General features: G+C 64.9%; 22 protein-coding genes and 1 pseudogene. 8 read left to right on the top strand and 15 right to left on the bottom strand.

The window, feature by feature from the left end:
* The first annotated feature begins 70 nt into the window (after positions 1–70).
* On the top strand, positions 71–886 hold the full coding sequence (gene pcaD, locus ACS13N_RS24630; RefSeq protein WP_438934211.1) for a 3-oxoadipate enol-lactonase: 816 nt from the start codon (positions 71–73) through the stop codon (positions 884–886).
* Between the two features lie 83 nt (positions 887–969).
* On the top strand, positions 970–1,590 hold the full coding sequence (locus ACS13N_RS24625) for a TetR/AcrR family transcriptional regulator (RefSeq protein ID WP_438934210.1): 621 nt from the start codon (positions 970–972) through the stop codon (positions 1,588–1,590).
* Positions 1,591–1,593: 3 nt separating this feature from the next.
* On the opposite strand, the gene paaE is transcribed toward ACS13N_RS24625, so the two are convergent.
* From paaE to ACS13N_RS24580, 9 genes are all read right to left on the bottom strand, one after another.
* A complete protein-coding gene (gene paaE, locus ACS13N_RS24620) occupies positions 1,594–2,694 on the bottom strand; it encodes a 1,2-phenylacetyl-CoA epoxidase subunit PaaE (protein WP_438934209.1) in 1,101 nt (366 codons plus the stop codon).
* Positions 2,695–2,703: 9 nt separating this feature from the next.
* Positions 2,704–3,243 carry a 1,2-phenylacetyl-CoA epoxidase subunit PaaD gene (paaD, locus tag ACS13N_RS24615; protein ID WP_438934208.1) on the bottom strand — a complete coding sequence of 180 codons (540 nt, stop codon included), beginning with the start codon at positions 3,241–3,243 and terminating at the stop codon, positions 2,704–2,706.
* A complete protein-coding gene (gene paaC, locus ACS13N_RS24610) occupies positions 3,237–4,037 on the bottom strand; it encodes a 1,2-phenylacetyl-CoA epoxidase subunit PaaC (protein WP_438934207.1) in 801 nt (266 codons plus the stop codon). The genes paaD and paaC overlap by 7 nt, the downstream gene beginning before the upstream one ends.
* A gap of 9 nt (positions 4,038–4,046) precedes the next feature.
* A complete protein-coding gene (paaB, locus tag ACS13N_RS24605) occupies positions 4,047–4,346 on the bottom strand; it encodes a 1,2-phenylacetyl-CoA epoxidase subunit PaaB (RefSeq protein WP_426400488.1) in 300 nt (99 codons plus the stop codon).
* Between the two features lie 9 nt (positions 4,347–4,355).
* Positions 4,356–5,375, bottom strand: a complete 1,020-nt coding sequence (gene paaA, locus ACS13N_RS24600) for a 1,2-phenylacetyl-CoA epoxidase subunit PaaA (protein WP_438934206.1) — start codon at positions 5,373–5,375, stop codon at positions 4,356–4,358.
* 143 nt (positions 5,376–5,518) lie between these two features.
* Positions 5,519–6,967, bottom strand: a complete 1,449-nt coding sequence (locus tag ACS13N_RS24595; RefSeq protein WP_438934205.1) for a DHA2 family efflux MFS transporter permease subunit — start codon at positions 6,965–6,967, stop codon at positions 5,519–5,521.
* 32 nt (positions 6,968–6,999) lie between these two features.
* Positions 7,000–7,527 carry an SRPBCC family protein gene (locus tag ACS13N_RS24590; RefSeq protein WP_438934204.1) on the bottom strand — a complete coding sequence of 176 codons (528 nt, stop codon included), beginning with the start codon at positions 7,525–7,527 and terminating at the stop codon, positions 7,000–7,002.
* 246 nt (positions 7,528–7,773) lie between these two features.
* On the bottom strand, positions 7,774–8,205 hold the full coding sequence (locus tag ACS13N_RS24585; protein WP_438934203.1) for a VOC family protein: 432 nt from the start codon (positions 8,203–8,205) through the stop codon (positions 7,774–7,776).
* Positions 8,206–8,298: 93 nt separating this feature from the next.
* Positions 8,299–8,739 carry a YybH family protein gene (locus ACS13N_RS24580; protein WP_438934202.1) on the bottom strand — a complete coding sequence of 147 codons (441 nt, stop codon included), beginning with the start codon at positions 8,737–8,739 and terminating at the stop codon, positions 8,299–8,301.
* A 129-nt stretch (positions 8,740–8,868) separates the two neighbouring features.
* On the opposite strand from ACS13N_RS24580, the gene ACS13N_RS24575 reads away from it, so the two are divergent.
* The 3 genes from ACS13N_RS24575 to ACS13N_RS24565 all read left to right on the top strand — a co-directional run bounded on the left by ACS13N_RS24575 (position 8,869) and on the right by ACS13N_RS24565 (position 11,908).
* Complete coding sequence (locus ACS13N_RS24575) at positions 8,869–9,513, top strand: TetR/AcrR family transcriptional regulator (protein WP_438934201.1); 645 nt, start codon at positions 8,869–8,871, stop codon at positions 9,511–9,513.
* Between the two features lie 173 nt (positions 9,514–9,686).
* Positions 9,687–10,517: a hypothetical protein gene (locus ACS13N_RS24570; protein ID WP_438934200.1), complete on the top strand. Its 831-nt coding sequence runs from the start codon at positions 9,687–9,689 to the stop codon at positions 10,515–10,517.
* Between the two features lie 5 nt (positions 10,518–10,522).
* Entirely contained in the window at positions 10,523–11,908 is a 1,386-nt protein-coding gene (locus tag ACS13N_RS24565) for an LLM class flavin-dependent oxidoreductase (RefSeq protein ID WP_438934199.1), read from the top strand.
* Here the strand turns inward: ACS13N_RS24565 and ACS13N_RS24560 are convergent.
* The 4 genes and pseudogenes from ACS13N_RS24560 to ACS13N_RS24545 all read right to left on the bottom strand — a co-directional run bounded on the left by ACS13N_RS24560 (position 11,899) and on the right by ACS13N_RS24545 (position 19,166).
* Complete coding sequence (locus ACS13N_RS24560) at positions 11,899–12,192, bottom strand: hypothetical protein (RefSeq protein WP_438934198.1); 294 nt, start codon at positions 12,190–12,192, stop codon at positions 11,899–11,901. The two genes, ACS13N_RS24565 and ACS13N_RS24560, sit on opposite strands and share 10 nt — an antisense overlap.
* Positions 12,189–13,124, bottom strand: coding sequence for a transglutaminase family protein (locus ACS13N_RS24555; protein WP_438934197.1), 936 nt, complete (start codon positions 13,122–13,124; stop codon positions 12,189–12,191). Before ACS13N_RS24555 ends, ACS13N_RS24560 begins: the two co-directional genes overlap by 4 nt.
* Entirely contained in the window at positions 13,124–15,694 is a 2,571-nt protein-coding gene (locus ACS13N_RS24550; RefSeq protein ID WP_438934196.1) for a circularly permuted type 2 ATP-grasp protein, read from the bottom strand. Before ACS13N_RS24550 ends, ACS13N_RS24555 begins: the two co-directional genes overlap by 1 nt.
* Before the next feature lie 21 nt (positions 15,695–15,715).
* A pseudogene (locus ACS13N_RS24545) lies at positions 15,716–19,166 on the bottom strand (DUF2126 domain-containing protein).
* Positions 19,167–19,407: 241 nt separating this feature from the next.
* Here ACS13N_RS24545 and ACS13N_RS24540 point away from each other — a divergent pair.
* Together ACS13N_RS24540 and ACS13N_RS24535 are read left to right on the top strand one after the other, a co-directional pair.
* The gene (locus tag ACS13N_RS24540) at positions 19,408–20,505 is read left to right on the top strand and encodes a zinc-binding metallopeptidase family protein (protein WP_438934195.1); all 1,098 of its coding nucleotides are present in this window, start codon (positions 19,408–19,410) and stop codon (positions 20,503–20,505) included.
* Between the two features lie 131 nt (positions 20,506–20,636).
* Positions 20,637–21,155: a hypothetical protein gene (locus tag ACS13N_RS24535; protein WP_438934194.1), complete on the top strand. Its 519-nt coding sequence runs from the start codon at positions 20,637–20,639 to the stop codon at positions 21,153–21,155.
* A gap of 52 nt (positions 21,156–21,207) precedes the next feature.
* Here the strand turns inward: ACS13N_RS24535 and ACS13N_RS24530 are convergent, their stop codons facing one another.
* Positions 21,208–22,152, bottom strand: a complete 945-nt coding sequence (locus ACS13N_RS24530; RefSeq protein WP_438934193.1) for a chemotaxis protein — start codon at positions 22,150–22,152, stop codon at positions 21,208–21,210.
* 114 nt (positions 22,153–22,266) lie between these two features.
* Complete coding sequence (locus tag ACS13N_RS24525; protein WP_438934192.1) at positions 22,267–23,172, bottom strand: LysR family transcriptional regulator; 906 nt, start codon at positions 23,170–23,172, stop codon at positions 22,267–22,269.
* 112 nt (positions 23,173–23,284) lie between these two features.
* Between ACS13N_RS24525 and ACS13N_RS24520 the strand changes: the two genes are divergently transcribed.
* Positions 23,285–24,463 carry an MFS transporter gene (locus tag ACS13N_RS24520; protein WP_438934191.1) on the top strand — a complete coding sequence of 393 codons (1,179 nt, stop codon included), beginning with the start codon at positions 23,285–23,287 and terminating at the stop codon, positions 24,461–24,463.
* Positions 24,464–24,471 lie beyond the last annotated feature (8 nt).

Below are 24,471 nucleotides of genomic sequence, written 5' to 3'. Positions count from 1 at the left end.
CTTTATAGTATCCACGAAACAGGTCGACTTCTACGATGACTCCACCTCAAACACGTTTCAGGAGCCCATCATGGAATCTCGCAATCCCCTCTCGTTCATCACCACTGGCGACGGCGTGCGCCTGGCCTACCGCTTTGACGGCGCGCCCGACAAGCCCGTCCTGCTGCTCTCCAACTCCATCGGTACCGACCTGCATATGTGGGACGTGACGGTGCCGCAGCTTGCCGAACACTTCCATGTGCTGCGGTATGACGCACGCGGCCATGGTGCGTCCGGCGCGCCCTCGGGGCCGTACTCGGTCGACCGATTGGGGCGTGATGTGGTGGAACTGCTGGACGCGCTCGGCCTGCAACGCGTGCACATGCTGGGGCTGTCGCTGGGCGGCATCGTTGCGCAATGGCTTGGCATCCACGTGCCGGAGCGCATCGACCGCCTCGTGCTATCGAACACCGCCGCCCACATCGGCCCGACGCAGTACTTTGACAACGCCATCGCAGAGCTGCAGCGCGCGCCCGACATGCAGGCCACGGCCGAGACGTTCCTACGCAACTGGTTCCCGGCACGCATGCTGGAGGCGAATGATCCGGCCGTCGCGCCCTTCCGCCGCGCGCTGCTGGCAACACCGCGCGAGGGCATCATCGGTGGCTGGGCTGCGGTGCGCGACTCCGACCTGCGCCGGACGATTGCGCTGATCCCGCATCCGACCCTTGTCATCGCGGGCCTGCACGACACGGTGACATCCGCCCGCCACGGCGAGGAAATTGCCGCCACCATTCCGGGCGCACAGCTGCGCATGCTGGACACCGTACACCTCGCCAACGTGGAGGCGCCGGAAGCGTTTATCGAGCTGGTGCTGGATTTCCTGGCCGTGCGCGAACTGGCATAGCGGATCAGCATGCGGCATCAACCCGCCGCAACCGGCCCGGTTACGGTTAACATGGCGGCCATCCAACCGATGTGCCGCCAGACATGTCCCGCGTCAAGAACGAAGACGAATTCGAGCTGCGCCGCGAAAGCGTGCTCGACACCGCCGCTGAAGCCTTTGCGGCCGACAGCTACCCGAGCGTATCGATGAACCAGCTTGCCGCAGCTTGCGGCGGCTCGAAATCGCGCCTGTATCACTACTACGAAGGCAAGGAAGCAATCCTCTTCGATCTGCTCGACCGCTACACCACACGGCTGGCCGATCTGGTCGAACGGGCCGAGAGCGATGCGCGGCACGCCAAGCTGTCGGCACGGGCCACGCTGCATCTGCTGATCCGCACCTTCCTGGCCGAGTATGCAACGTCGCGCACGCGGCACGTGGCGCTACTCAATGACGTGAAATACCTGTCGCCAGAACAGCGCGATATCGTGCTTGCCCGCGAGCGGGACGTAGTGGCCGCCGTGGGCCGGCAGCTCGGCGCGGCCTACCCAGGCAAGGTGGACGAGGCCAACCGCACCCCCATCACGATGATGCTGTTCGGCATGATGAACTGGACCTTCACCTGGCTCAAACCCGACGGCCCGCTGTCGTATGAAGGCTATGCCGAGATGGTGATCGAGATGCTGGAGAACGGGCTCAGTGGCCCGAACGGTAAGACGGGCTGATGATCAACGTTCGTCGTAGCTGACGACAACACGCTGCGTAAGCGGCCGCGCCTGGCACGTCAGCACAAAGCCTTGCTGAATTTCCCAGTCTTCCAGCGTGAAGTTCTTCTCCATCTCCACGCGGCCTTCCAGCACCTTGGCGCGGCACGTGCAGCACACACCACCCTTGCACGCGTAGGGCAAATCCAACCCGGCGCTCAGCGCACTGTCGAGCACCTTGGCGTCTCCCGCCATCGGCACTTCGTGCGACTTGCCATCGAGCACCACCGTTAGCGCCACATCGCCGGCCACGACCGCACGCTTGCGCGCCTTGGCCGATTCGGTTGATGCGTCGCCCACCGGCACACCAAAGCGCTCGGCATGCACGCGCCCGCGCGGCACGCCTCGCTCCAGCAGCGCAGCTTCCACCGCATCGATCATCGTGGAGGGGCCGCAGATGAAGGCTGCGTCGATGTCACCCGGGGGGATCAGCGTATCCAGAAAGGCGTGCGCCTTTGCGCCATCCAGCCGCCCGTTGAACAACGCAATCTCCTGCGCCTGGCGCGACAGCACGTGATACAGCGCAAAGCGGTCGAGGTAGCGGTCTTTCAGGTCTTCCAGCGTTTCGCCAAAGATGATGCTGTCGACGCTGCGATTGCCGTAGACCAGCGTGAAGCGACTGTGCGGTTCGGCTGCCAACGTGGTCTTGATGAGCGAGAGAATGGGCGTGATGCCGCTGCCGGCAGCGAACGCCACGTAATGGCGCGCGCTTTCCGCGGCAAGCGGCACATAGAAGCGGCCGTCGGGCGGCAACACGTCAAGCGACTGCCCCACGCGAATGCGGTCGTGCAGGTGGTTGGAAAACACGCCCGCATCCACACGTTTGACGGCCACGCGCAGCTCGCCATGCGCGTCGTAGTCCTGCACGGAACAGCAGATGGAGTACGAGCGCCGCACATCATCCTGTACATGCCCGGGCACCGGCATGCGCAGCGTCAGGAACTGGCCCTGCGTGAAGCGATACGCGTCGCGCAGGTTGTCCGGCACATCAAAGCGCACGGAAATCGTATCGGCCGTCTCGCCACGCACTTCGGCAACACGCAGCGGGTGGAATTGCGGAGTCATGACAATCGCTCAGTAGGGCTTGAAGTAGTCGAACGGCTCGCGACATGCGCGGCAACGGTACAGCGCCTTGCAGGCTGTTGAACCGAAGGCGGAGATGAGCACCGTATCGTGCGAGCCGCACTGCGGACAGGCGATGTGCTCGCCCTGCTCGGGCCGCATCAGGCGGATCGGGCGCGCCTCTCCCACCGTCACCACATGGGCCGGCGGTGCGATACCGAAGTCGCGCAGCTTGCGGTGCCCATCGGGCGTGATCCAATCGGTCGTCCATGCTGGCGAGAGCACGGATCGCACACGGTAGGCACCTACGTCGGCCGCCTGCAGCGCGCGGCCCGCATCGTCGGCAATCTGATCCATCGCCGGGCAGCCGGAGTACGTGGGGGTGATCGTTGCCACCAGCGTGCCGGCAGCATCGATCTGTACATCGCGCAGGATGCCCAACTCGGCGATCGTGACGACGGGGATCTCCGGATCGGTCACAGCATCAAGCGCCGCGCGTGCACGGGCAAGCCGCGTGGCAACGTCGCCGGAAACGACAGGCTCGGCTACCACGACGCCCCCGGGAATTGACGCGCCAGCCCCTGCATTTCGGCCAGCAGCGTGCCCATGTGCTCGGAATGCACGCCTTGCTTGCCGGTGCTGACATAGGGGCCGGACTCGGGCAAGGTGAGCGTAGCCTCAAGCAGTGCGTCGTTCACGGTGGCTACCCATGCATCACGCACATCGGCGACGCGCACGCCAATGTCGGCGTCGGCCACGGCATCCTCTACCGCGTCGGTGGCGAAGAACTCGTTGGTGTAGGGCATCAGCCAATCCAGCGCGCGCTGCGCACGTGCGTGCGACGCTTCCGTGCCGTCGCCAAAGCGCACCAGCCAGTCACGCGTATGCGCGAGGTGATAGCGCATTTCCTTGACCGACTTGGCAGCAATGGCGGCCAGCTCGGTATCCTTGGACGCGGTCAATGCCTCCCACAACGGCACCATCAAGGCCGCATACAGGAAGTGGCGGACGATGGTGACCGCATAGTCGCGCGCCGCGGCGGAAGTGGCAGCCAGCGGCCCTACATGCGGCAGCTCGAGCAGTGTGTAGTTGCGGAACGCGGGCTCCGCGCGCCAGTAGGCGTAGTCATCTTCACTACGTGCCGTGCCCGTGAGCGCGCCTTCGAGCTGGCCTGCGTGCGTGTAGAGCAGCCGCGCCTGACCGATCAGATCGAGGCTCAGGTTGGACAGTGCGATGTCCTCTTCGAGCACCGGGCCGTGCCCCGTCCATTCAGCGTTGCGTTGGCCAAGGATGAGCGCGTTGTCGGCAAGACGCAGGATGTACTGCAGATGCGCATTGGAAGTCATCGGCACCGCTCACATATGATTGACTTCATCGGGCAGCCGATAGAACGTCGGGTGCCGGTAGATCTTGTCGGCCATCGGGTCGAACAGCATGGGCTTGTCGTCGGGCTCGCTGGCGGTGATGGCGGCCGAGGGCACCACCCAGATCGAGACGCCCTCCTGCCGGCGCGTGTAGACATCGCGCGCCATCTGCAGTGCCTGCTTGGCGTCCACCGCATGCAGGCTGCCGCAGTGCTTGTGCTCCAGCCCCTGCTTGCTGCGGATGAACACTTCCCACAGTGGCCATTCGTGTTGATGCGTGGTTGTCGTCATGTCGACTCCTCAGGCAGCTTGTTCGGTTGCGGCAGCGCGTTCGGCCTGCTTGCGCGCATAGGCGAGCGCGGCTTCGCGCACCCATTCACCTTCTTCATGGGCGCGCTTGCGGGTGGCAAGGCGCTCGCGGTTGCACGGGCCGTGGCCATCGAGCACGCGCTTGAATTCAGACCAGTCGAGCGGCGAGAAATCGTAGTGACCGCGTTGCGCATTCCACACGAGGCCCGGGTCGGGCAGCGTCACGCCCAGTACACGCGCCTGCTCGACAGTCGCATCGACAAAGCGCTGGCGCAGGTCATCGTTCGAGATGCGCTTGATGCCCCAGGCCATCGTCTGCGCGCTGTTGGGTGATGCGGTATCGGGCGGGCCAAACATCATCAGCACCGGAAACCACCAGCGATTGACGGCGTCCTGCACCATGTCGCGCTGCGGCTGGGTGCCGCCCATCATGGTCAGCAGCGACTCAAAACCCTGGCGCTGGTGGAACGACTCTTCCTTGCAGATGCGAATCATGGCGCGCGCATAGGGGCCGTACGAGCAACGGCACAGCGGCACCTGGTTCATGATGGCGGCACCGTCCACCAGCCAGCCGATCACGCCCACGTCTGCCCAAGACAGCGTCGGGTAGTTGAAGATGGAGGAGTACTTGGCGCGCCCCTCGTGCAGCGCGTCGATCATCTCGTCGCGCGTACTGCCGAGCGTTTCTGCGGCGGAATAGAGATAGAGACCGTGGCCCGCCTCATCCTGCACCTTGGCCAGGAGGATGGCCTTGCGCTTGAGCGACGGCGCACGGCTGATCCAGTTGCCCTCGGGCAGCATGCCAACCACCTCCGAATGCGCGTGCTGCGAGATCTGCCGCAGCAGCGTCTTGCGGTACGGCGCGGGCATCCAGTCTTGCGGTTCGATCTTGTGGTCTGCACCGATGCGTGCGTTGAAGCGTGCCTGCAACGCGGCTTCGCCTTGCGGTACAGCAGCCAGTTCTTGTTCAGTGGGCAGGCCGCCGGGCTGGTCCAGGCTTTGGGTGTACATGCGATCCTCCGGCCGCTCTCGCGGAATGTGCACGGTGCAGCATCTGCGCCATGCTGGGGCTGGATCGATTATAAACCGTCCGACCGGTCGGTCAATGGCGAATTACACCGCATGACTCGATTGAGGCATGCGGTGCATTCAGCTTAGATGTGGGCTGCGGAGGATGCCTCGCCCTGCGCCTGCGGATGTGCACGCGTACGCACGAAGGCACCGGCCAGCGCAGAGGCCAGCACAGCCGCAATGGCACCCAGCAGGAAGGCCAAGTGGTAGCCCCCATTGAGCGCGGTGGCGGCATCTGCGCCTGCTGCAGCCAGGTTGCTGGTGCGTGCGGCCGCCAAGCTGGCAAGAATCGCCAGACCCAGCGCGCCGCCCATCATGAATGACGTGTTGACCACGCCCGAAGCAAGGCCCGATTCATCCGGCGCGACATCGCTCATCGCCGCTAGCAGTACTGGGTTGAAGGCCACACCCGCCCCCAGGCCCAGCAGCAACATGCCTGGCAGCACATCCAGAATGAAGCCCCCGTCAGCCGGCGCACGCGCAAACAGCACCAGCCCGACCGCCGCCACCAGCAAGCCCAGCGACAACGGTGCGCGGATGCCAAAGCGCATCACCAGCTTGGCCGACAACCCCAGCGAGAACACCGCCATGATGATATTGGCCGGCAGGAAGGCCAGACCGACCTGCATTGCGCTGTAGTTCAGCACGCGCTGCATGTAGAGCGCCGAGATGAAGAACCACGCGAACATTGCCGCGGCCCACAGCACACCCACCACGTTGGCGGTGGCCACGTTGCGCAGCGCGAACATGTGCAGCGGCATGAGCGGATGCGACACGCGCGATTCGATGACGAGGAATGCAATCATCAACGCGACAGCCACGCCCAACTGGGCAAGCGTTTGCGTGGAAGTCCAGCCCACCTCGTTGCCATGCACGATGGCGTACACCGCCAGCATGAGCGATGTCGTCACGGCAATCGCGCCTGCCACATCCAGCTTGGCGCGATCCGCCAGCGGCTTGCCGGCGGGCAGCAGCGCCACGCACGCGGCGTACACCGCCACACCTATCGGCAGGTTGACCAGGAAGATCCAGTGCCAGCTCAGCGCGCTTGTCAGCAACCCGCCAAGCAGCACGCCGATGCTGCCGCCACCCGCACACACGAAACCGTAGATGCCCATCGCGCGGGCACGGTCTGCCGGCGAGGTGAACAGGTTCATGATGAGCGACAGCGACACCGCCGACACCACGGCCCCACCCAGCCCCTGCACGGCACGCGCCGTAATCAGCAGCCCCTGGGAGTTCGCCAGCCCGCACGCCGCTGAAGCCAGCGTGAACAATGTGATCCCCTGCAGGAACAACTTGCGATGGCCAAACAGGTCACCCAGTCTGCCACCCAGCAGCAGGAAGCCGCCAAAGGTCAGCATGTAGGCGTTGACCACCCACACCAGCGAGGTTTCGGTAAAGCCCAGATCCGCCCGGATGGACGGCAGTGCGACGTTCACGATGGTCGTGTCCAGCACGATCATCAGCACGCCCAGGCAGAGCACGATGAGGGCAAGCCAGCGCTTGCGTTCGTCGATGCCATGCGTCATGGAACCACTCCTTGGATGCGCTGCGGCGCCGCTCAGGACTCCGCAGCCGATTTGAGATTGGCGAGACCGGCCTCGAAATCCTTGCCGATTACCGCGTCCATACTGAAGAACAGGCCCATCACCTTGGAGATGAATGGGCTCGGGCCGTACATGGCCCAGGTCACGTGGGTGAGATCGCCCGCAGGCTTCAGCGTGAATTCCGCTGTGTTGTGGGCTTCGAACGGTTTCAGAAAATCCAGCTGGATCTGGATGCGCGCGGGCGACGCGGTATCGACAATCTCCATGCGCCCAGCGCCCACCTTGCTGGAACCCTCCCACGCATAATTCGCGCCCTTACCATTGGCCGGGCCGCCGTACGTGCGCTTCATTGCCGGGTCGAGTTTTTCCCACGGCGACCAGACGGTCCAGTGGTGGAAATCGTCGATCAGGGCAAACACCTTTTCAGGCGGCGCCTTGATGTCGATCTCGCGCTGCACGCGAAAGCTATCTGGGCGCGTAGCAGCAAAACCGAGCACGGCCACAATGGCAACGACAATGACGATCGCAATGATCTTCAGCATGAAGAGCGCTCCACGAGTTTGGGGGCAGCAGGTGAATGGACGCCTTCGCGCAGGAAATGCGAAGGGTCGCGGCCAGAACAGCCGGTCACCCAGGGGGGTTCGTTGATATTGGTAAGGCCCCGGTGAAAGTGCAGTCTAGCACCGGACTGTCACCCGATGCCAAGGCAAACTTTCCTACGGCTTTGCGTGGTGCGACCACCGACGGGTGGCCGCTGCCCCTCTTGCACAGGCGCGATGACTGCTCGATTACATCGGCTTGGGAGCAATCACCATCCACGTCACACCAAAGCGGTCGACCACCATGCCGAACGCGTTGGCGAAGAACGTTTCGGACATCGGCATCGTGACTTGGCCGCCGTCACCCAGTGCCTTGAACGTGCGCTCGGCCTCAGCTTTGTCCGCCAGGCTCACCGACAGCCCGAAGCCTTTGAAATCGGCCTTGCCCGACGCCATGCCGTCGGACGCCAGAACCTGCGTTTCACCCACGCGGAAGGCCGCGTGCATCACCTTGTCGAGCGGAGGTGCCATACCGCCGCATTGCTCGGCAGTGGGTTGCGCGTCCTTGGGCGCATCCTTGTAGCGCATCATCACCTCAACCTTGGCGCTCAGCGTCTTCTTGTAGAACTCAAGCGCTTCCTCACAACGACCTTCGAAGAACAGATACGGTTGAATTTGCATCACAACTCCTTGGGGTAGGTAGGGACTCAGGGTGGAGATCCGGCCGCGTGTTGGGTCACACGGTCGGAAGAAGCATCTCATCTGCGGACGCCGTCAATTGCACGCCGGTTCAGGCACCGGCATCGGCACCGAGGCGTGCTCGTGTACAACCAGCCAGCGACCATCGATTTTCCGGAAACACACCGTGGCGCGCGTTTGTGCATCGTGCTTCGCACCATCGCGATAACGCGCACGCAGGCGGTTCACGCTGAAGCAATAGGCCAAGTCGCCGCTCACCTCAAGGTGTAGTTCGACAAACTGGAAATCGGCCTGCCCGTCCAGTGCATCGAACCAGCCCTGCCAGTTGCGGCGGTATGCCTCGGCGCCCTTGACGAACAGCGGCGGCATGACATCAAACACCACAACATCGGGCGCGTAGTAACGCATCACAGCGTCCACGTCCTTGGCGCGCACAGCGGCGGCCCATGCTTCGATCAGCGCACGCACCTGCGCCTCATCATTCGCCGCGCTTGTTGCGGTTGTTGCAGTTGTCATGTCGGCCTCCGATGAAGAAAAAGCGCCTTGGAATCTACGGCAACAGCGTCTAGTGTTGATTTGTGAACACTGTCCACAAACGATAGCAGACATAATGAACAGTGTCCACATAAAGCTTGCGGAGATTGCATGACCCAGGAACCACCCCGCCCGCCCGCGCGATCGACCTATCGCCACGGCGATTTGCGGCGCGCACTGCTCGACGCCGGCATTGAGCTGGCGCGTGCCGGCGGCCCAGATGCCATCGTGCTGCGCGAGGCAACGCGCCGCGCTGGCGTCGCACCGAATGCGGCCTACCGGCACTTCGCCGGGCGACTGGATTTGCTGCAGGGTGTGCGCGCGGCGGCGCTGGCAGCATTGGCACGCGCGATGGAAACGGAACTGGATGCAATCGCCCCAACCTGGCCGGAAGACGCCCAGGCCCGCGCATCCTTGCGCGCCGTCGGCGTGGGCTACCTGCGCTTTGCGCAAATGGAGACCGGCCTGTTCCGCACCGCATTTGCCGTGCCCGATGAGGTGGAGAACGACGCCGACCCCGACAAGGCCGGCAACAGCGGTCTGAACCCGTTCCAGCTGCTGGGCCTGGCGCTCGATCGCATGACCGCCGCCGGCGTGCTGCCGGCAGAGCGCCGCCCGGGCGCCGAATACCTCGCGTGGTCTGCGGTGCATGGGCTTGCGCTGCTCATCATCGATGGCCCGCTGCGCGGCCGCCCGCCCGAGCAAACAGGGGCCATCGCCCTGCGCGTGGTCGAGATGGTGGAGAACGGCCTGTAGCCGCTTCGGTTAGACGAAGCCGCACAATCTGCGCGCAGGTTCTGACGACATGCGCAACGCTTCGTTCGCCTGCGCCACCTTCAATGTAACGATGACAGCCTCGTCGCGCCCGCCCACCCGGCGGTGGCGCGCACCGATCAACCGGAGCCACCCTCCGCGACCAGGACGTCAACGTGACTCAAACCAACCTCGAAACGGCTCCCGCACGCTATGGCGCTGCGCTTGAGAAAGACCTGTTCGACCGCGTCGCCGCCGTGCACGCGCCGCACCTGCCGCCTTCACGCACCGAGCCACCCCGCGATGCGCAAACCCCGGAAGAATGGGAAGGAGTGATCGACTACGCGCTGTGGAACGCCGCGCACGATCTCTTCATCGTGCAACTGGCCAGCGCGGGGCTGGACCGGCTGTTCCGCGACGAGCCGGACTTTCAGCTCGCGCTCTCGCGCCAGATCGGCGACGACGGCTTTCATGCGGTGGCCTCGCGCGAGCGCATTCGCGTGCTGTCGGGTCACGACCAGATCGAGCGCATCGCACAGGATGTACGCCACCACTGGGACATCCTCGGCGACTACCCGCTGACCAGCCAGGCCGCCTTCCTCGCATGGGAGTTTCATTACGAGCATCACATCCTCGCGCGGCTGCAGGTCAACCGGCGCACCTCGCGCGTGCTCGACCTGGCCAACCGCGACTTTGCCGAGAACCGCATCATGCCGGACGAGGAGGTGCACCGCATTCTCATCACCGAGTGGTGGCACAACAAGCTCAATGCCGCATCGGATGCGCAACGCGAACAGCTCGTCGGCGAGGTGCTGGAAGCCGACGACAAGCTGCAAGCCCTGCTTGGCGACTACCTGCGCGAATCGTGGGCGCTGAACGAACGCGCAGCCGGCATCGACACGCGGCAGCACATCCCGCTCTACGACGCGTGGCGACGCGAGATTCTGGGCGTACTGCTGCAGCGCCCCGCCGATACCCTACCGACCCTCACCAGCCTGGGCGCCTGAGCACGATGGCCAAGAAACAGATTCTGCTCAACGCATTCAACATGAACTGCGTGGGCCACATCAACCACGGCTTGTGGACCCACCCACGTGATCGCTCGACCGACTACCGCAAGCTCAGCTACTGGACCGATCTTGCCAAGCTGCTGGAGCGTGGCCTGTTCGATGGCCTGTTCATTGCCGACATCGTGGGCGTGTACGACGTCTACCAACAATCGGCCGATCTCACGCTGCGCGAGTCGATCCAGTTGCCTGTGAACGATCCGCTGATGCTCGTCTCCGCCATGGCGGGCGTGACGGAACACCTGGGCTTTGGCCTGACCGTCAACCTCACGTACGAGGCGCCCTACCTCTTCGCACGGCGCTTCTCCACGCTCGATCACCTGACCGACGGGCGCGTGGGCTGGAACATCGTCACCGGTTATCTCGACAGCGCGGCACGCGCCATGGGCCTGCGCGAACAGATCGCGCACGACGAGCGTTACGACCGTGCCGATGAATTCCTCGACGTGGTCTACCAGCTATGGGAAGGCAGTTGGGAAGACGATGCCGTGCTGCGTGACCGCGCAACGCGCGTATTTGCGCAACCCGACAAGGTGCATCGCATCCACCACCACGGCCGCTATTACGACGTGGAGGGCTATCACCTGAGCGAGCCGTCACCACAACGCACGCCGGTGCTGTTTCAAGCGGGGTCTTCTGCGCGCGGGCAGACGTTTGCCGGCCAGCATGCAGAGTGCGTGTTCCTGTCTGGCCAGAGCCGATCAGCCACGCGCGATCAGGTCACGCAGTTGCGGCAGGCGGCTGTGCAGGCCGGGCGCGACGCCAACGACGTCAAGGTCTTCATGGGCATCACCGTCGTTGTCGACAAGACAGAAAAGCTCGCGCGCGAGAAGCTGGCCGAGTATCAGCGTTATGCGAGCGCGGAAGCTGGCCTCGCGCATTTCTCGGCCGGCTCAGGCGTCGACTATTCGACCTATGCGCTGGATGACCCGCTGCGCGCAGTGAAGACAAACGCGATCGAGTCGTCCATTCGCCGTGCTACCGGCGGCGACACGCAGTTCACCGTGCGACGCCTGCTCGATCAACTTGCCCTGGGCGGTCGCTACGTGACCATCGTGGGTGATCCGCAGCAGGTGGCCGACGCGCTACAGCAATGGGTGGATGAAACCGGCATCGATGGCTTCAACCTGGCACGCACCGTCACGCCGGAAAGCTACGCGGACTTTATCGACCTCGTGGTGCCGGAACTGCAGAACCGCGGCATCTACAAGACTGCCTACGCACCGGGCACGCTGCGCCGCAAACTGTTCGGCGTTGACAGGCTGCCGGACGCGCACCCCGGGGCGCAACGTCGGCAGCACGCCCTGCCAACGTTTGCGGATCAGTCCTGAGTGCCGTCGCCGGCTGGGGCGTCCAGCATGCGCTGGAAGAGCGGCAGCAACGCCTGATACGTGCCCAGGTAGCCCGTTGACCCAGCATGGCGCGACGCCCGCGCCGCGCAGAACAGCTCATTGCGCAAATCGGCAAGCGAGGCACGCCGGCGCTCGCGTGCGGCGCTGGTGCATGCTTCAAACGAGCCCAGCTCTTCATAGCCGTTGAATGACATGGCGAAGGCGAAGACGCCTGACACATCGGCCGGATCAGGCAGGTCCTGCCAAGAGATGTTGTTTTTCATGATGCTCCCCACTGCACGACATCGCCGGGCCCCTCATGCGGCCGGACTTCCTGCACGCTGACTGCAACGTCCACCTGATGCTCACCGCCACCCAGGATCATGCCGCGCAGCAGTGAGACATCGCTGTAGTCCCGCCCGATGGCCAGCGTGACGTGATCCAGATCGGCCAGCACATCATTGGTCGGGTCCAGATCCACCCAGCCGCTTTCCGGGCAGAACACCGACACCCACGCGTGCGACGCATCGGCCCCAATCAGGCGGGGCTGCCCGGCCGGTGGCTCGGTACGCAGGTAGCCGCTCACGTAACGCGCGGGCAAACCCAGCGCACGCAGGCAACCGATCATCACCTGCGCGAAGTCCTGGCAAACGCCCCGGCGCAGCACAAATGCCTGCGCGGCCGGGGTATCGAAAGCCGTAGCGGTGGGCGCGTATTCAAAGTCGGCATGGATGCGATGCATCAGGTCGATGGCACCCGCCACCACCGCCATGCCGGGCCTGAAGCTCTGCCGCGCATAGGCGTGCAGTTCAGGGCGCAGCGCAATGTTGGGGGAAGCAAAGCAGAACTCCGCCTCCGGATAGAACGCCGAGCCCGCCTGATAGCGCAGGCGCTGCGCCACCGATTCCCACGCCGGCGTGGCGGCCGGGTCCAGGCCGCTCCAGCGCGGCAGCAGGCGCACGGTGGTTTCGCTCTTCAGCAGCAGGCTGTCGTGCGGCGTGTCGAGCGCGAAATACAGCACATCGTTGCCGAAGCCATCGATGCGGCTGGTGACATAGGACGGCGAAGGCTCGATTTGTTCCTGGTGCGCAACGATCTCCTGCCAAGCACAGGCACGCGGGCGAATGGTCGCCAGATGCTGCGCGGTCTCGACTGCGGTGGCGTAGTGGTAGATCGTGCTGTGCGAGATCGACAACAGGGCGGCGTGCACGTGCATCAGGCCACCTGCGCGGTCGGTGTGCTGGCGTGGCTGAAATAGCGCGCGCTGATCTCGTTGGAGGCGGCGGCCATGTAGTCGCCCAGCCGATCGCACACATCGATCAGATTGGCGTACCGGCCATCGGCATCGGTCTCGCACAGGGCTTCGAGCGAGGGCAGCGTTTCCACCACGGGCAGCATGTCTGCGAACGGTGTGCGCCGTGTGTCAGCGGCGGCCTGTTCGATCTGCTCCAGCTTGGTCCGCAGCCGCGCATACACGCCGTACAGCCCGCGCGGGTTGGTCGGCTCGACCACCAGCAGGTCGAGCAGCGCCGGCACCTCCAGCCGCCCCGGATACAGCAAGCGGTATGTGAGCGTGCTGTCAAACAGTTGCAGCAGCAGGTCGAACCCTTCTGCCGTGGCGAGCTTGCCTTCTTCGGCCACCACGCGCAGCAAGGTCGTCATGGCCCATACGCGTTCGATGTGCCGGCCGGCAAACAGCAGGCGCCACGCCTCATCACGCGTCATGCGATCGCCCTGCGCGCCACTGATGGCGGAGAGCTGCGTACTCAGATGCTCAAGCAGATCGACCAGCGCAACGCGATCGTGCGGGCCGTCCGCCGTCAGGTGGGCAAGCCCATCGCGAAAATCGTTGCGCGCAGCCAGGATGGTGCGCCAGTGATCATTCGACAGCCGCCCACGCACCTCGCCCGAAGCACGCGCCTGCGCGGCCAGGCATTGACCAATACCGGTCGTACCCGACTGCTCGCTCAGCCCTGCCACCAACGCGCGCTCGAACGCGCCCGGGCTGCTGCGTGCAAACACATCCGCGCTGAAGATCAGGCCACATTCAGCGGCCAGTTCCGTCAGCGTCGCGAACATCGTGTCGGCGTCGTTGGCTTCCAGCGAGCCGAGGATCAGCCGACACAGGCGCACGCCATTCTCAGCGCGCTCGCCGTAGCGGCCGGACCAGAAGAGGTTCTCGGCTGCACGGCTCGATACGGTGCGGTGCTTGCGCGCAAGATCTGCCGGGCGCATTGGCGAGGGCAGCAAGGTGAACGGCGCCGTCGGCTGTGGCTGGCTCGACAACACCCAGGTGTCGACGCTGCTGCCCCCCATTTGCATCGAGGCGGAAGCCTGCCGTTCAGCCGCCAGGCGCGTGAACCCACCCGGCATGACATGCCAGCCACCGGAGAGGTCTGCGATGGCATACACGCGCAACACAGAGGGCCGGCCTGTGAGCATGCCGGCTTCGTAGCGCGGCGTGCAGGGATACGGCAGCGGCGCCTGGATCGTGAAGGCATCTGGGGCGCGGTCGATGCGCTCGCGCCAGCTGGCCAGCGGCTGCGGGCCCTGGGCCATGCCGGGCGGCCCGTCTGGCCTGTCACCAGGCCAGGTCGGCAGCAGCAGGCCTGCGGCCAGTTGGGTCTGCGCCTCGTTGCGGGCCAGGGTTTCGCCACACCACCAGGTCGGCACGCTGGGCAACGCCAGCGGTTCACCCAGCAGCGCTTCGGCAATGCCAGGCAGAAAGCCAAGCATGGCCGGCGATTCGGCAAACCCGGCGCCCGGCACGTTCGACACCATCACGTTGCCCGCGCGCATCACCTGCAGCAGGCCCGGCACGCCGATGGTGGAATCGGCGCGCAGTTCCACCGGGTCGCAAAACACGTCGTCCAGGCGGCGCAGCACCGCATGCACGCGCTCCAGGCCGTTGAAGGTTTTCAGGTAGAGCTTGTCACCGCGTACCGTCAGGTCTTTGCCCTCGGCCAGCGTCACACCCAGATAACGCGCGAGAAAAGCGTGCTCGAAATAGGTTTCGCTGAAGGGCCCCGGCGTGAGCAACGCGATATGCGGCGAAGCACCCGCCTCGTCGCCGCGCATGGTGGTGCGCGCGGCAGCCGCCAGTGTGGCGATCAATTGGGAGTACGTGGGCGCCAAGCGCGTGGCGTGCAGCTCGCGAAAGGCATCGGCAAACAGGCTGGAGACGATCAGCCGATTCTCCAACGCGTAGCCCAGGCCCGAGGGTGCCTCGGTGCGATGGCTCATGACGGTCCAGGTGCCATCGGGCGCGCGGGCCAGGTCCACCGCCACAATTTGCAGATACTGCCCACCCGGTGGCGTGAAGCCGCGCACGGCACGCAGGTAGCCCGGATGGCCGAACACCAGCGCGGGCGGCAACAACCCACGCGCCAGCAACGTCTGCGGACCGTAGGTATCGGCCACGATGGCGTTGAGCAGCCGCGCGCGCTGCGTCACGCCCTGCTCGATCACGGCCCATTGGGTCTCGTCAATCAGGAAGGGCAGCAGATCAAGCGCCCAGGGGCGCGGCTCGCCCTTGTCCGCATAGACGTTGTAGCTGATGTCGTTGTCACGCACCTGCTGCGCCACGGAGGTGCGCGCATGGTCCAGCCCGGCGACACCGCCCTCACCCAGTTGTGCGAAGAAGCGGCGCCACGGCTCGCGCAGGGCACCGGAGGCATCGCGCAACTCATCCCAGTGGCCTTCTCGCGAGGGCAGCATGCGCAGCTGGGCCAGGACATCCGCATGGGCGGCGGCGGATTCGAGTGGCAGGGTCGACTGGACAGACAAGGTTGGGGTTCGCAGGGCGTTCTAGTGGCGGCGTAGATCCAGCGTAAACGGAAATTCCAGACTGCGCTCCTGCGCCTGCACTTCCAGGGCCCCAGGCGTATGCCCGGTCGTAAAGAAGCGTGCGCGCCGCCGGCTCTCCGCCTCGTATGCGTTGACCGGAAAGGTCTGGTAGTTGCGTCCACCCGGATGCGCAACATGATACTGGCAACCACCCAGCGAGCGGCCCGTCCAGGTGTCGGCCAGGTCAAAGGTGAGCGGCGCGTGCACGCCGATGGTCGGATGCAGCGCAGAGGCCTGGGACCACGCCCGAAAGCGCACCCCCGCCACTTGCTCGCTCACGCGGCCGGTTGGTTGCAGCGGCAAGGGAATACCGTTGACCGTGACCACGTGCCGGTTGTCGTTCAAGCCCAGCACGCGCACCTCCAGCCGCTCGACCGACGAATCGACATAGCGCACCGTACCGCCGGCGGAGCCCTCCTCGCCCATCACGTGCCATGGCTCAAGCGCACCGCTCAGGGTGAGCGAGATGCCGCCGGTATGCAACTCGCCCACCAACGGGAAGCGGAAAGAAAAATGCGGCGCAAACCAGCGGCGCTCGAAGGCGTAACCGGCTTCACGCAGATCCGCCAGCACATCGTCGAAATCCATCTGTACGAACGTCCCGAGCAGGAAGCGGTCGTGCAGCTCGGTGCCCCAGCGCGTCAGGCGCGTGGTGTACGGCGTGTGCCAGAAACGAGCGACCAGCGCGCGCAGCAGCAGTTGCTGCACCAGGCTCATGCGCGCATGCGGCGGCATCTCGAAGCCGCGCAACTCCAGCAGACCAAGCCGGCCGGTGGGCCCGTCGGGCGAGTAGAGCTTGTCGATGCAGAACTCGGCGCGGTGCGTGTTGCCGGTCACGTCGATCAGGATGTTGCGCAGGATGCGGTCGATCAGCCAGGGCGGCACCTGGGCACCACCGTTGCCCCCCAAGCCAGCTGCGCCAAGGCGGTCAAGCTGCCGCTGCAACTCGGCAAAGGCGATCTCCAGTTCGTAGACCTGGTCATTGCGCGCCTCATCCACACGCGGCGCCTGACTGGTCGGGCCGATGAACAGCCCCGAGAACAGGTACGACAACGATGGATGGTTGTGCCAATACGCGATCAGGCTGGCGAGCAGATCCGGCCGACGCAGGAACGGGCTATCCGCCGGTGTGGCCCCACCCAGTACGAAGTGGTTGCCGCCACCGGTGCCTGTGTGGCGGCCGTCGAGCATGAATTTCTCGGTGCTCAGGTAGGTCTGGCGGGCAGATTCATACAGGTACTCCGTATGGTCCACCAGCTCGCCCCAGTTGGATGCGGGGTGGATGTTGACCTCGATGACGCCGGGGTCGGGTGTCACCTGCAGCAGCTTCAGGCGGGGGTCACGCGGCGGCGGATAGCCTTCGATGACGACCTGTACATGCAGCTCGGCAGCGGTGGCCTCCACGGCGGCCAGCAGGTCGAGGTAGTCGTCCAGTACCGTGAGCGGCGGCATGAAGACGTGCAGCAGGCGTTTGCCACTGCCGAAGGCGTCGTGCTCGACCTTCAGGACCAGCAGCTCGGGCTGGGTCGCGCGCTTCCACGCATAGCGCGGTGCGGTGCGTCCACGAGGCTGACTCGCCTCGCGCCGGCACACGATCCACCGCTGGCTGGCCAGTGCTCCCGCCCAGCGGGGACGACGGTTCGGCCGCGCCATCGGTGCCATCGGTGCCTTCGCCCCGCTCACCCTGGTACTGCATGCGCAACGCTGCCGCCGTGCGTAGCGGCGCGGCTGGACCAAACGGATCATGCGGATGCTGATAGGGGTAGTCGCCCTTGCTCACCCATGGCAGGGAGTCCAGCGGCAGGCGATAGCCCATGGGCGAATCGCCCGGCATCAGATACATGCGCGCATCGCGGAAGAACCACGGGCCGGTCACCCAGCGCGGGCCTGACAGCGCCGCATCCTGCTCGCGCGCCAGCGGCAGCACATAGCCCGTCACAGCCGACAGGCCCGCATCGAACACGCGGCGCAGGCGCACGCGCTCCAACTCATCGTCCAGGCGCGCATCGAATGGATCAACGTTGATGGGCAGCCGCCGCTCACGCCACAGGTAGTACAAGGTGTCTTCATAGGCGGGCTGGATGCACTGCGCATCCACCGACAGCTTGCCCGCCAGATGGCGGATGAAGCGCTGCGCATCGTCAGCGGTGTAGTGGCCCGGGTTGCGCTCGTCGGCAAACAGCGTAGGGTCAGCCCAGCAGGGCTGGCCATCGGTACGCCAGTACAGCGATAGCGCCCAGCGCGGCAGTTGCTCGCCGGGGTACCACTTGCCCTGGCCGATATGCAGGAAGCCGTTGGCGCCGTATTGCCGGCGTAGCTTGTCCATCAACGCGACGGCGTAGCTGCGCTTCGTCGGGCCCAGCGCGTCGGTGTTCCATTCAGCGGCGTCGCGGTCGCGCACGGCCACAAAGGTGGGCTCGCCGCCCATGGTCAGGCGCACGTCCATGGCCGCGAGCTGGGCATCCACGTGGGCCCCCATCTGCACCACATCCGCCCAGTCGGCCTCGGTGTAGGGCTTGGTCACGCGCGGGGCTTCCAGCACGCGCGTGATTGTCATGCGGTGCTCGAACTCCACCTCGCTTTCATCCACCGCGCCGGAGATGGGCGCTGCGCTGCCAGGCTCTGGCGTGCACGCCACAGGGATGTGCCCTTCGCCAGCCAGCAGGCCAGAGGTCGGGTCAAAGCCGATCCACCCCGCGCCCGGCAGGTAAACCTCGCACCAGGCGTGCAGGTCAGTGAAGTCGACCTCGGTACCGCTCGGGCCATCGACGGCCTTCACATCAGGCGCCAATTGCAGCAGATAACCCGACACGAAGCGCGCAGCCAACCCCAATTGCCGCAGCGTCTGCACCAGCAGCCAGCCGGTGTCGCGGCACGAACCGGAGCCGAGCACCAATGTCTCTTCCGGCGTCTGCACACCGGGCTCCATGCGGATCAGGTAGCGAATCTCCTGCTGCAGGCGCTGGTTCAACTCCACCAGGAAATCGATGGTGCGGCGCGGCGTGCGGTCGATGCTGGCAACAAACGCGGCAAAATGCGGCGTCATCTCCCGCTTGACGAGGTAGGGCGCCAACTCGGCGGCCAGCGCATCGTCGTAGGTGAACGGAAATTCCTCCGCCTCGGGCGTCAGGAAGAAATCGAACGGGTTGTAGACCGCCATCTCGGCAACCAGGTCGATGGTCACCTTGAACTCGGTGGTCTTCTCGGGAAACACCAGCCGCGCCTGGTAGTTGGCGAAGGCGTCCTGCTGCCAGTTGATGAAATGCTCGGCCGGCTCCACCCGCATGGAATACGAATGGATGGGCGTGCGGCAGTGCGGCGCCGGCCGCAGGCGCACCACCTGCGGCGACAGCCCGACGAGCCGGTCATAGCGATAATGGGTAACGTGGTTCAGCGCGACTCGGATCGACACACGGACTCCTCAATGGCTCGGACTGGTAGGGCCGGCACACAGCGCCGGCGGGCGGGTCAAGCAAGGTTCATGCCGTTGGCCTGGCTGGACGGCTTTGACCCCGCATGCCATCGTGCCAGTCACGCACGGCGTTGCGTATGACAGTTTCATGCCGGGCTGGACGGCCCACGGCTCCCGTTCGATCATCTTGGCTGGCGTTGGCGCCAAACGCTAGGATTCCCCCAACCCACTGTGGCCCGCGATGAAAACGTTCCACTGCAACCGCTGCCAGCAACTGGTCTTCTTTGAAAACGTACTGTGCGAACGCTGCGACGCGCTACTCGGCTATGTGCCCGAGGTGGGCGAGATCAGCGCCTTTGAAATTGCCGCAGACGCCAAGAACGCTGAAAACGCCGGCGAAGGCCTCTGGCGCAGCCTTCACCCCGGCGTACAGGGCCAGCTCTACCGCCAGTGCCACAACTACGCGGTCGAAAACGTCTGCAACTGGATGATCCCTGCCGATTCGCCCGACACCCTGTGCCGCGCCTGCCAGTTCACCGACACCATCCCCGACCTGACCGTGCCGGAAAACCGGTTCTATTGGTACAAGATGGAGGTGGCCAAGCGCCGGCTGCTCTATACGCTCATGACGCTGGGCCTGCCGCTGGAATCGCGCCTGGAGAACCCCGAAACCGGGCTGGAATTTGCGTTTCTGGAAAGCAAGGAAGACAGCGAGCCCGTGATGACCGGCCACAACCACGGCCGCATCACGCTCAACATTGCCGAAGCCGACGATGCCGCGCGCGAAAAAGCCCGCACGGAGCTGCGCGAGCCCTATCGCACGCTGCTCGGCCACTTCCGCCACGAGTCCGGGCACTACTTCTTCGACCGCCTGATTGCCGGCAAGCCAATGTGGGAAGCTGCTTTTCGTCTGCGCTTTGGCGATGAACGCGCCAGCTATGCCGACGCCCTCAAGGCGTATTACGACAATGGGCCGCCGGCCGACTGGGCACAGCACTACATCAGCGCCTACGCCACCATGCACCCCTGGGAGGACTGGGCCGAAACCTGGGCGCACTATCTGCACATGGTCGATGCACTGGACACCGCCGTGTCGTACGGCCTGGCCCTGCTGCCCGACCACCCGCAAGAGCCCGAACTGACCGACCAGACCCCAGTGGAAGAAGCCAGCTTCAACAACCTGATGAGCCGCTGGTTTCCGCTCACCTATGTGCTCAACAGCCTGAACCGCAGTCTCGGGCAACCCGACGGCTACCCGTTCACACTGGCCTCGCCCGTGATCGACAAGCTGCGCTTCGTGCACCGAGTGATCGCCACTTCGGCAATGAAAACCGGTTGAGCGCACCAATGTTGTGCGGCCTGCACGCGATGTCCACCAACTGCTGCCGACGGATGGAATATTTCCCCCATCTGGCGCGTTTACTATCAGGGCCGGGCACGCACGGCCCGGCTCAACACCGGAGGATGGCCATGCGGACTCAACTCATCAAGTGGATCGGGATTGGCGCGGCGGCGCTCGCGCTCGGTGCCTGCGCGACGCTGGAGCCGGTGCAGACCGCGCAAAAAATGATCGGCCAGCCGGAAAGCGCCGTGCGCACCGCCTTTGGCGCACCCACTGAAACGTATCAGCTCGCAAGCGGTACCCAACGCTGGATCTACTCGAAGCAGCCCATGGGGCACGAGGTCTATGCGGCGGATTTCGACAGCGGCGGCAAACTCACCGGCTTTCGCCAGATGCTGACCGAGAAGGAAATCTACGAGGCGCGCCCGGGCGTGTGGACCAAGCATGACGTGGCCGAGCGCTTCGGCATGCCGCGCGAGCCCACACAGTACTACCCGCTCATGAAGCGCGAGGCATGGTCCTACCGGATGTACATTGCCGGCTATCAGCAAGCGCACTTCAACGCGCTCTTTGACGACAACGGTGTGCTGGACCGCACGATGATCGTCGTCGACCCGCTAGGCGGCGACCACCACAGCCGCAAGTGATGTTCAGGTGATACCCGGCGGCGCATTGCACGCCGCCGGTCATGCGCCATGCCTAGCCCAGCGCCGAGGCAATTGCCTGCGCCAGTTCATTGGCCTCGAACTTGGCGACGTAGCCATTGGCGCCAACGCGGCGCACATGGTCTTCATTGGCCGAGCCCGACAGCGACGAGTGAATCACCACCGGAATCGACTGGAACGCCGGCTCAGTCTTGATCTTGCGCGTGAGCGTGAAGCCGTCCATCTCGGGCATTTCCAGGTCGGTCAGCACCAGCGCGATCTTGTCGCGCACGGTCTTGCCTTCACGGGCGGCGTCGCGAGCGATGTTCTGCAGCGTATCCCAGGCTTCCTGGCCGCTCTTGGTCATTACGTACGGTGCGCCCATGGCTTCCAGGCCGTTGGCGATCAGCGTGCGCGCCAGACCGGAATCATCCGCCACCAGCAGCTTGGCGCCCGGTGGCAGCTTGATGGGGCGCTCGTCATTGTCGGGCGCCAGATCGGTGCGGCGGGTCGGGAACACGTCGACCAGAATCTGCTCGACGTCGATCACCTGCGCCAGGCGCGAGTTGTCGGCATTGCCGTCCAGGCGCGCCAGGCTGGTGATGTTGCTGCTGCCTACGCTGGCCTCGGCCGGGAAGATCTGGCTCCACTCCAGACGGACGATTTCGTCTACCTCTTCCACCGCAAAGCCCTGCGTGGAGCGCGCGTATTCCGTAATCAGCAGAATGTTGGCGTTGCCGTTCTTGGTGCCGATCACGCTGGCCAGGTCAATGACCGGGATGATCTGGCCGCGCACGTTCACCGCGCCCAGGATGTGGGCGCCAGCGTCTGCCACATGCGTCACGGGCGGCATGACCATGATCTCGCGCACCTTGAACACGTTGATGCCGAACATTTCGCGCTGGTTGGATCGAGCAGATTCGCCCAGGCGGAACAGCAACAGTTCAAAGCGGTTGTTGTTCGTCAGATTGGTCCGTTCATCGACTTCCAGTTGCGACATTGTCTTCCCCCGTTCAAGCACACGTTATGTGGCGGTAAACGGCAGGCTGCTGGGCAACTTGAAGGGATTTACGAATGTGAACGCCACGCCCTTCCAGCGTGGGGGATCCGCCGCCTAGGCAACCTTCACATGCGCGACCAGAAAGTCCAGAAATGCCCGCACCCGCGCCGGTAAATGCGCACCCTGGCCGACATAAACGGCGTGAATATCTTCGGTTTCGCCGGGGTTGTACGCCTCCAACACTGGTACGAGGCGGCCCGCGTCAATATCTGCACGCACCTGAAACTCGGCCAGCCGCGCCAGGCCCAGCCCAGCTACGGCCACCGCGCGCAGGGCCTCGCCATCGCTGATCTGCGTGTTGCCCTGCGGCATGACCTCGGTGCGGCGGCCCCGCCTGGTGAAAGGCCAACCGTTGACCGCCCGCACGTAGCTGAACGCCAGACAGTTGTGGTTTGCCAGGTCAGCCGGCGTGCGTGGCGTGCCAACCCGTGCCAGATAGGCGGGTGAGGCCACGACCATCAACCGCGTCTGCCCGAGCTTGCGTGCGACCAATCGGGAGTTCTTCAGCGGCCCACTGCGCAGTGCAACATCGGTGCGGTCTTCCAGCAGGTCGATCACCCGGTCCGTCAATGCAATGTCGAGCGACACCTGCGGATGGCATTCCAGAAACGCCGGCACGATCGGCAGCAGCAGATGCGTGCCAACCGGCACATTGGAGTTGACGCGTAAACGCCCCGACGGCTGCGCGCCGGCTGAAGCCTCGCGCTCGGCCTCGTCCAAGTCCGCCAGTACCGCCACGCTGCGTTCGTAGAATGCCGCGCCTTCCGGCGTGAGCTGAAAGCGCCGCGTTGACCGGTTCACCAGCCGCGCGCCAAGCCGGGTTTCCAGCCGCGCCACCAGCTTGCTCACCGCCGATGGCGTCATCCGGCATGCCCGCGCCGCAGCAGAAAACCCGCCCTGCTCCACCACCCGCACGAAGACTTCCATCTCGCCAAAGCGATTGACATCGAGCCGCGACATTGTGATTTCAATTCATAAATGTTGTTCTTTCAGGCAGTCTATCGCACAAGCCATGGTGTCGACATACTTGGCCGTATTCCGCCACTGCGGCCAGTTTTAAGGACATACGACCATGCCTGTCGCTTTACTCGCCTTGACTGCCGGTGCATTCGGCATCGGCGTGACTGAATTCGTCTTAATGGGGTTGCTGCTGGAAGCCAGCGCAGACCTGCACGTGAGCGTTGCGCAGGCGGGTCTGCTGATCTCCGGCTACGCGTTCGGCGTCGTGCTGGGCGCACCGGTGCTGACGGCACTTACCGCCCGCTGGCCGCGCAAGACCGTGCTGCTGGGGCTGATGCTCATATTCACGGTGGGCAACGCGGCCTGCGCGCTGGCGCCCAACTACGCACTGCTGATGGCCGCCCGCGTGCTGACGGCGTTCGCACATGGCACGTTCTTCGGCGTCGGCTCGGTGGTCGCCACCGGCCTGGTGCCGCCCAACCGCCGCGCGTCGGCCATCGCCATCATGTTCACGGGGCTGACGGTTGCGTCCATCCTGGGCGTGCCGCTGGGTACGTGGCTGGGTCAGGCGTATGGCTGGCGCGCCGCGTTCTGGGCCATCGTGGCCATTGGTGTGGTAGCGCTGGTCGTCATCGCCCGCTTCGTGCCGTACGAACCCGCGCCGCAGGATGCCGGCGACTGGCGCCACGACATGCGCGTGCTGATGCGCGGCCCCGTGCTGCTCGGCCTGCTGACCACGGTGCTCGGCTATGCCGGCGTGTTTGCGGTGTTCACCTACATTGCGCCGCTCATCATCGAGGTGACGGGTTACACCAGCGCTGCCGTCTCACCAGTGATGCTCGTATTCGGTGGCGGGCTCATCGCCGGCAACCTGATCGGCGGACGACTGGCAGACCGCCACCTGCGCAGCACGCTCATCGGCACCCTCGCCGCCCTGGCCGTCACGCTCGCGCTGATGACGTTCGCCGTGCACGACAAGGTCTGGGCCGTGGTGTTCGTGGCGCTGCTGGGCGCGGTGGCCTTCTCCACCGTGCCGCCGCTGCAGATGTGGGTGCTGGAGAAGGCGCACGGCGCCGGCCAGAGCATCGCGTCGAGCTTCAACATCGCTGCATTCAACCTGGGCAATGCGCTCGGGGCATGGGTGGGTGGCGTGGTCATCTCGCACGGCCCGGGGCTGACCGCCTTGCCTTGGGTGGCTGCCCTGGCGCCCGTCGGCGCGCTTGCTCTCGTCGTCATCGGCCTGCGCCTGCACGGCGCCGGAGATGCCGCACAGCGCCCACAAACCGCGTGATCGATCAC

Source organism: Ralstonia sp. 24A2 (assembly GCF_051783885.1).
Taxonomy (GTDB): domain Bacteria; phylum Pseudomonadota; class Gammaproteobacteria; order Burkholderiales; family Burkholderiaceae; genus Ralstonia.
The sequence above is the reverse complement of the archived record's forward strand: the minus strand, read 5'-3'. Positions and strand labels throughout refer to the sequence as shown.

Bases quoted from the DNA above. Each gene is read 5' to 3' on its own strand.
- pcaD (WP_438934211.1), top strand. From the start codon at position 71: ATGGAATCTCGCAATCCCCTCTCGTTCATCACCACTGGCGACGGCGTG.
- ACS13N_RS24625 (WP_438934210.1), top strand. From the start codon at position 970: ATGTCCCGCGTCAAGAACGAAGACGAATTCGAGCTGCGCCGCGAAAGC.
- paaE (WP_438934209.1), bottom strand. From the start codon at position 2,694: ATGACTCCGCAATTCCACCCGCTGCGTGTTGCCGAAGTGCGTGGCGAG.
- paaC (WP_438934207.1), bottom strand. From the start codon at position 4,037: ATGACTTCCAATGCGCATCTGCAGTACATCCTGCGTCTTGCCGACAAC.
- paaB (WP_426400488.1), bottom strand. From the start codon at position 4,346: ATGACGACAACCACGCATCAACACGAATGGCCACTGTGGGAAGTGTTC.
- paaA (WP_438934206.1), bottom strand. From the start codon at position 5,375: ATGTACACCCAAAGCCTGGACCAGCCCGGCGGCCTGCCCACTGAACAA.
- ACS13N_RS24595 (WP_438934205.1), bottom strand. From the start codon at position 6,967: ATGACGCATGGCATCGACGAACGCAAGCGCTGGCTTGCCCTCATCGTG.
- ACS13N_RS24590 (WP_438934204.1), bottom strand. From the start codon at position 7,527: ATGCTGAAGATCATTGCGATCGTCATTGTCGTTGCCATTGTGGCCGTG.
- ACS13N_RS24585 (WP_438934203.1), bottom strand. From the start codon at position 8,205: ATGCAAATTCAACCGTATCTGTTCTTCGAAGGTCGTTGTGAGGAAGCG.
- ACS13N_RS24580 (WP_438934202.1), bottom strand. From the start codon at position 8,739: ATGACAACTGCAACAACCGCAACAAGCGCGGCGAATGATGAGGCGCAG.
- ACS13N_RS24575 (WP_438934201.1), top strand. From the start codon at position 8,869: ATGACCCAGGAACCACCCCGCCCGCCCGCGCGATCGACCTATCGCCAC.
- ACS13N_RS24565 (WP_438934199.1), top strand. From the start codon at position 10,523: ATGGCCAAGAAACAGATTCTGCTCAACGCATTCAACATGAACTGCGTG.
- ACS13N_RS24560 (WP_438934198.1), bottom strand. From the start codon at position 12,192: ATGAAAAACAACATCTCTTGGCAGGACCTGCCTGATCCGGCCGATGTG.
- ACS13N_RS24555 (WP_438934197.1), bottom strand. From the start codon at position 13,124: ATGCACGTGCACGCCGCCCTGTTGTCGATCTCGCACAGCACGATCTAC.
- ACS13N_RS24540 (WP_438934195.1), top strand. From the start codon at position 19,408: ATGAAAACGTTCCACTGCAACCGCTGCCAGCAACTGGTCTTCTTTGAA.
- ACS13N_RS24535 (WP_438934194.1), top strand. From the start codon at position 20,637: ATGCGGACTCAACTCATCAAGTGGATCGGGATTGGCGCGGCGGCGCTC.
- ACS13N_RS24530 (WP_438934193.1), bottom strand. From the start codon at position 22,152: ATGTCGCAACTGGAAGTCGATGAACGGACCAATCTGACGAACAACAAC.
- ACS13N_RS24525 (WP_438934192.1), bottom strand. From the start codon at position 23,172: ATGTCGCGGCTCGATGTCAATCGCTTTGGCGAGATGGAAGTCTTCGTG.
- ACS13N_RS24520 (WP_438934191.1), top strand. From the start codon at position 23,285: ATGCCTGTCGCTTTACTCGCCTTGACTGCCGGTGCATTCGGCATCGGC.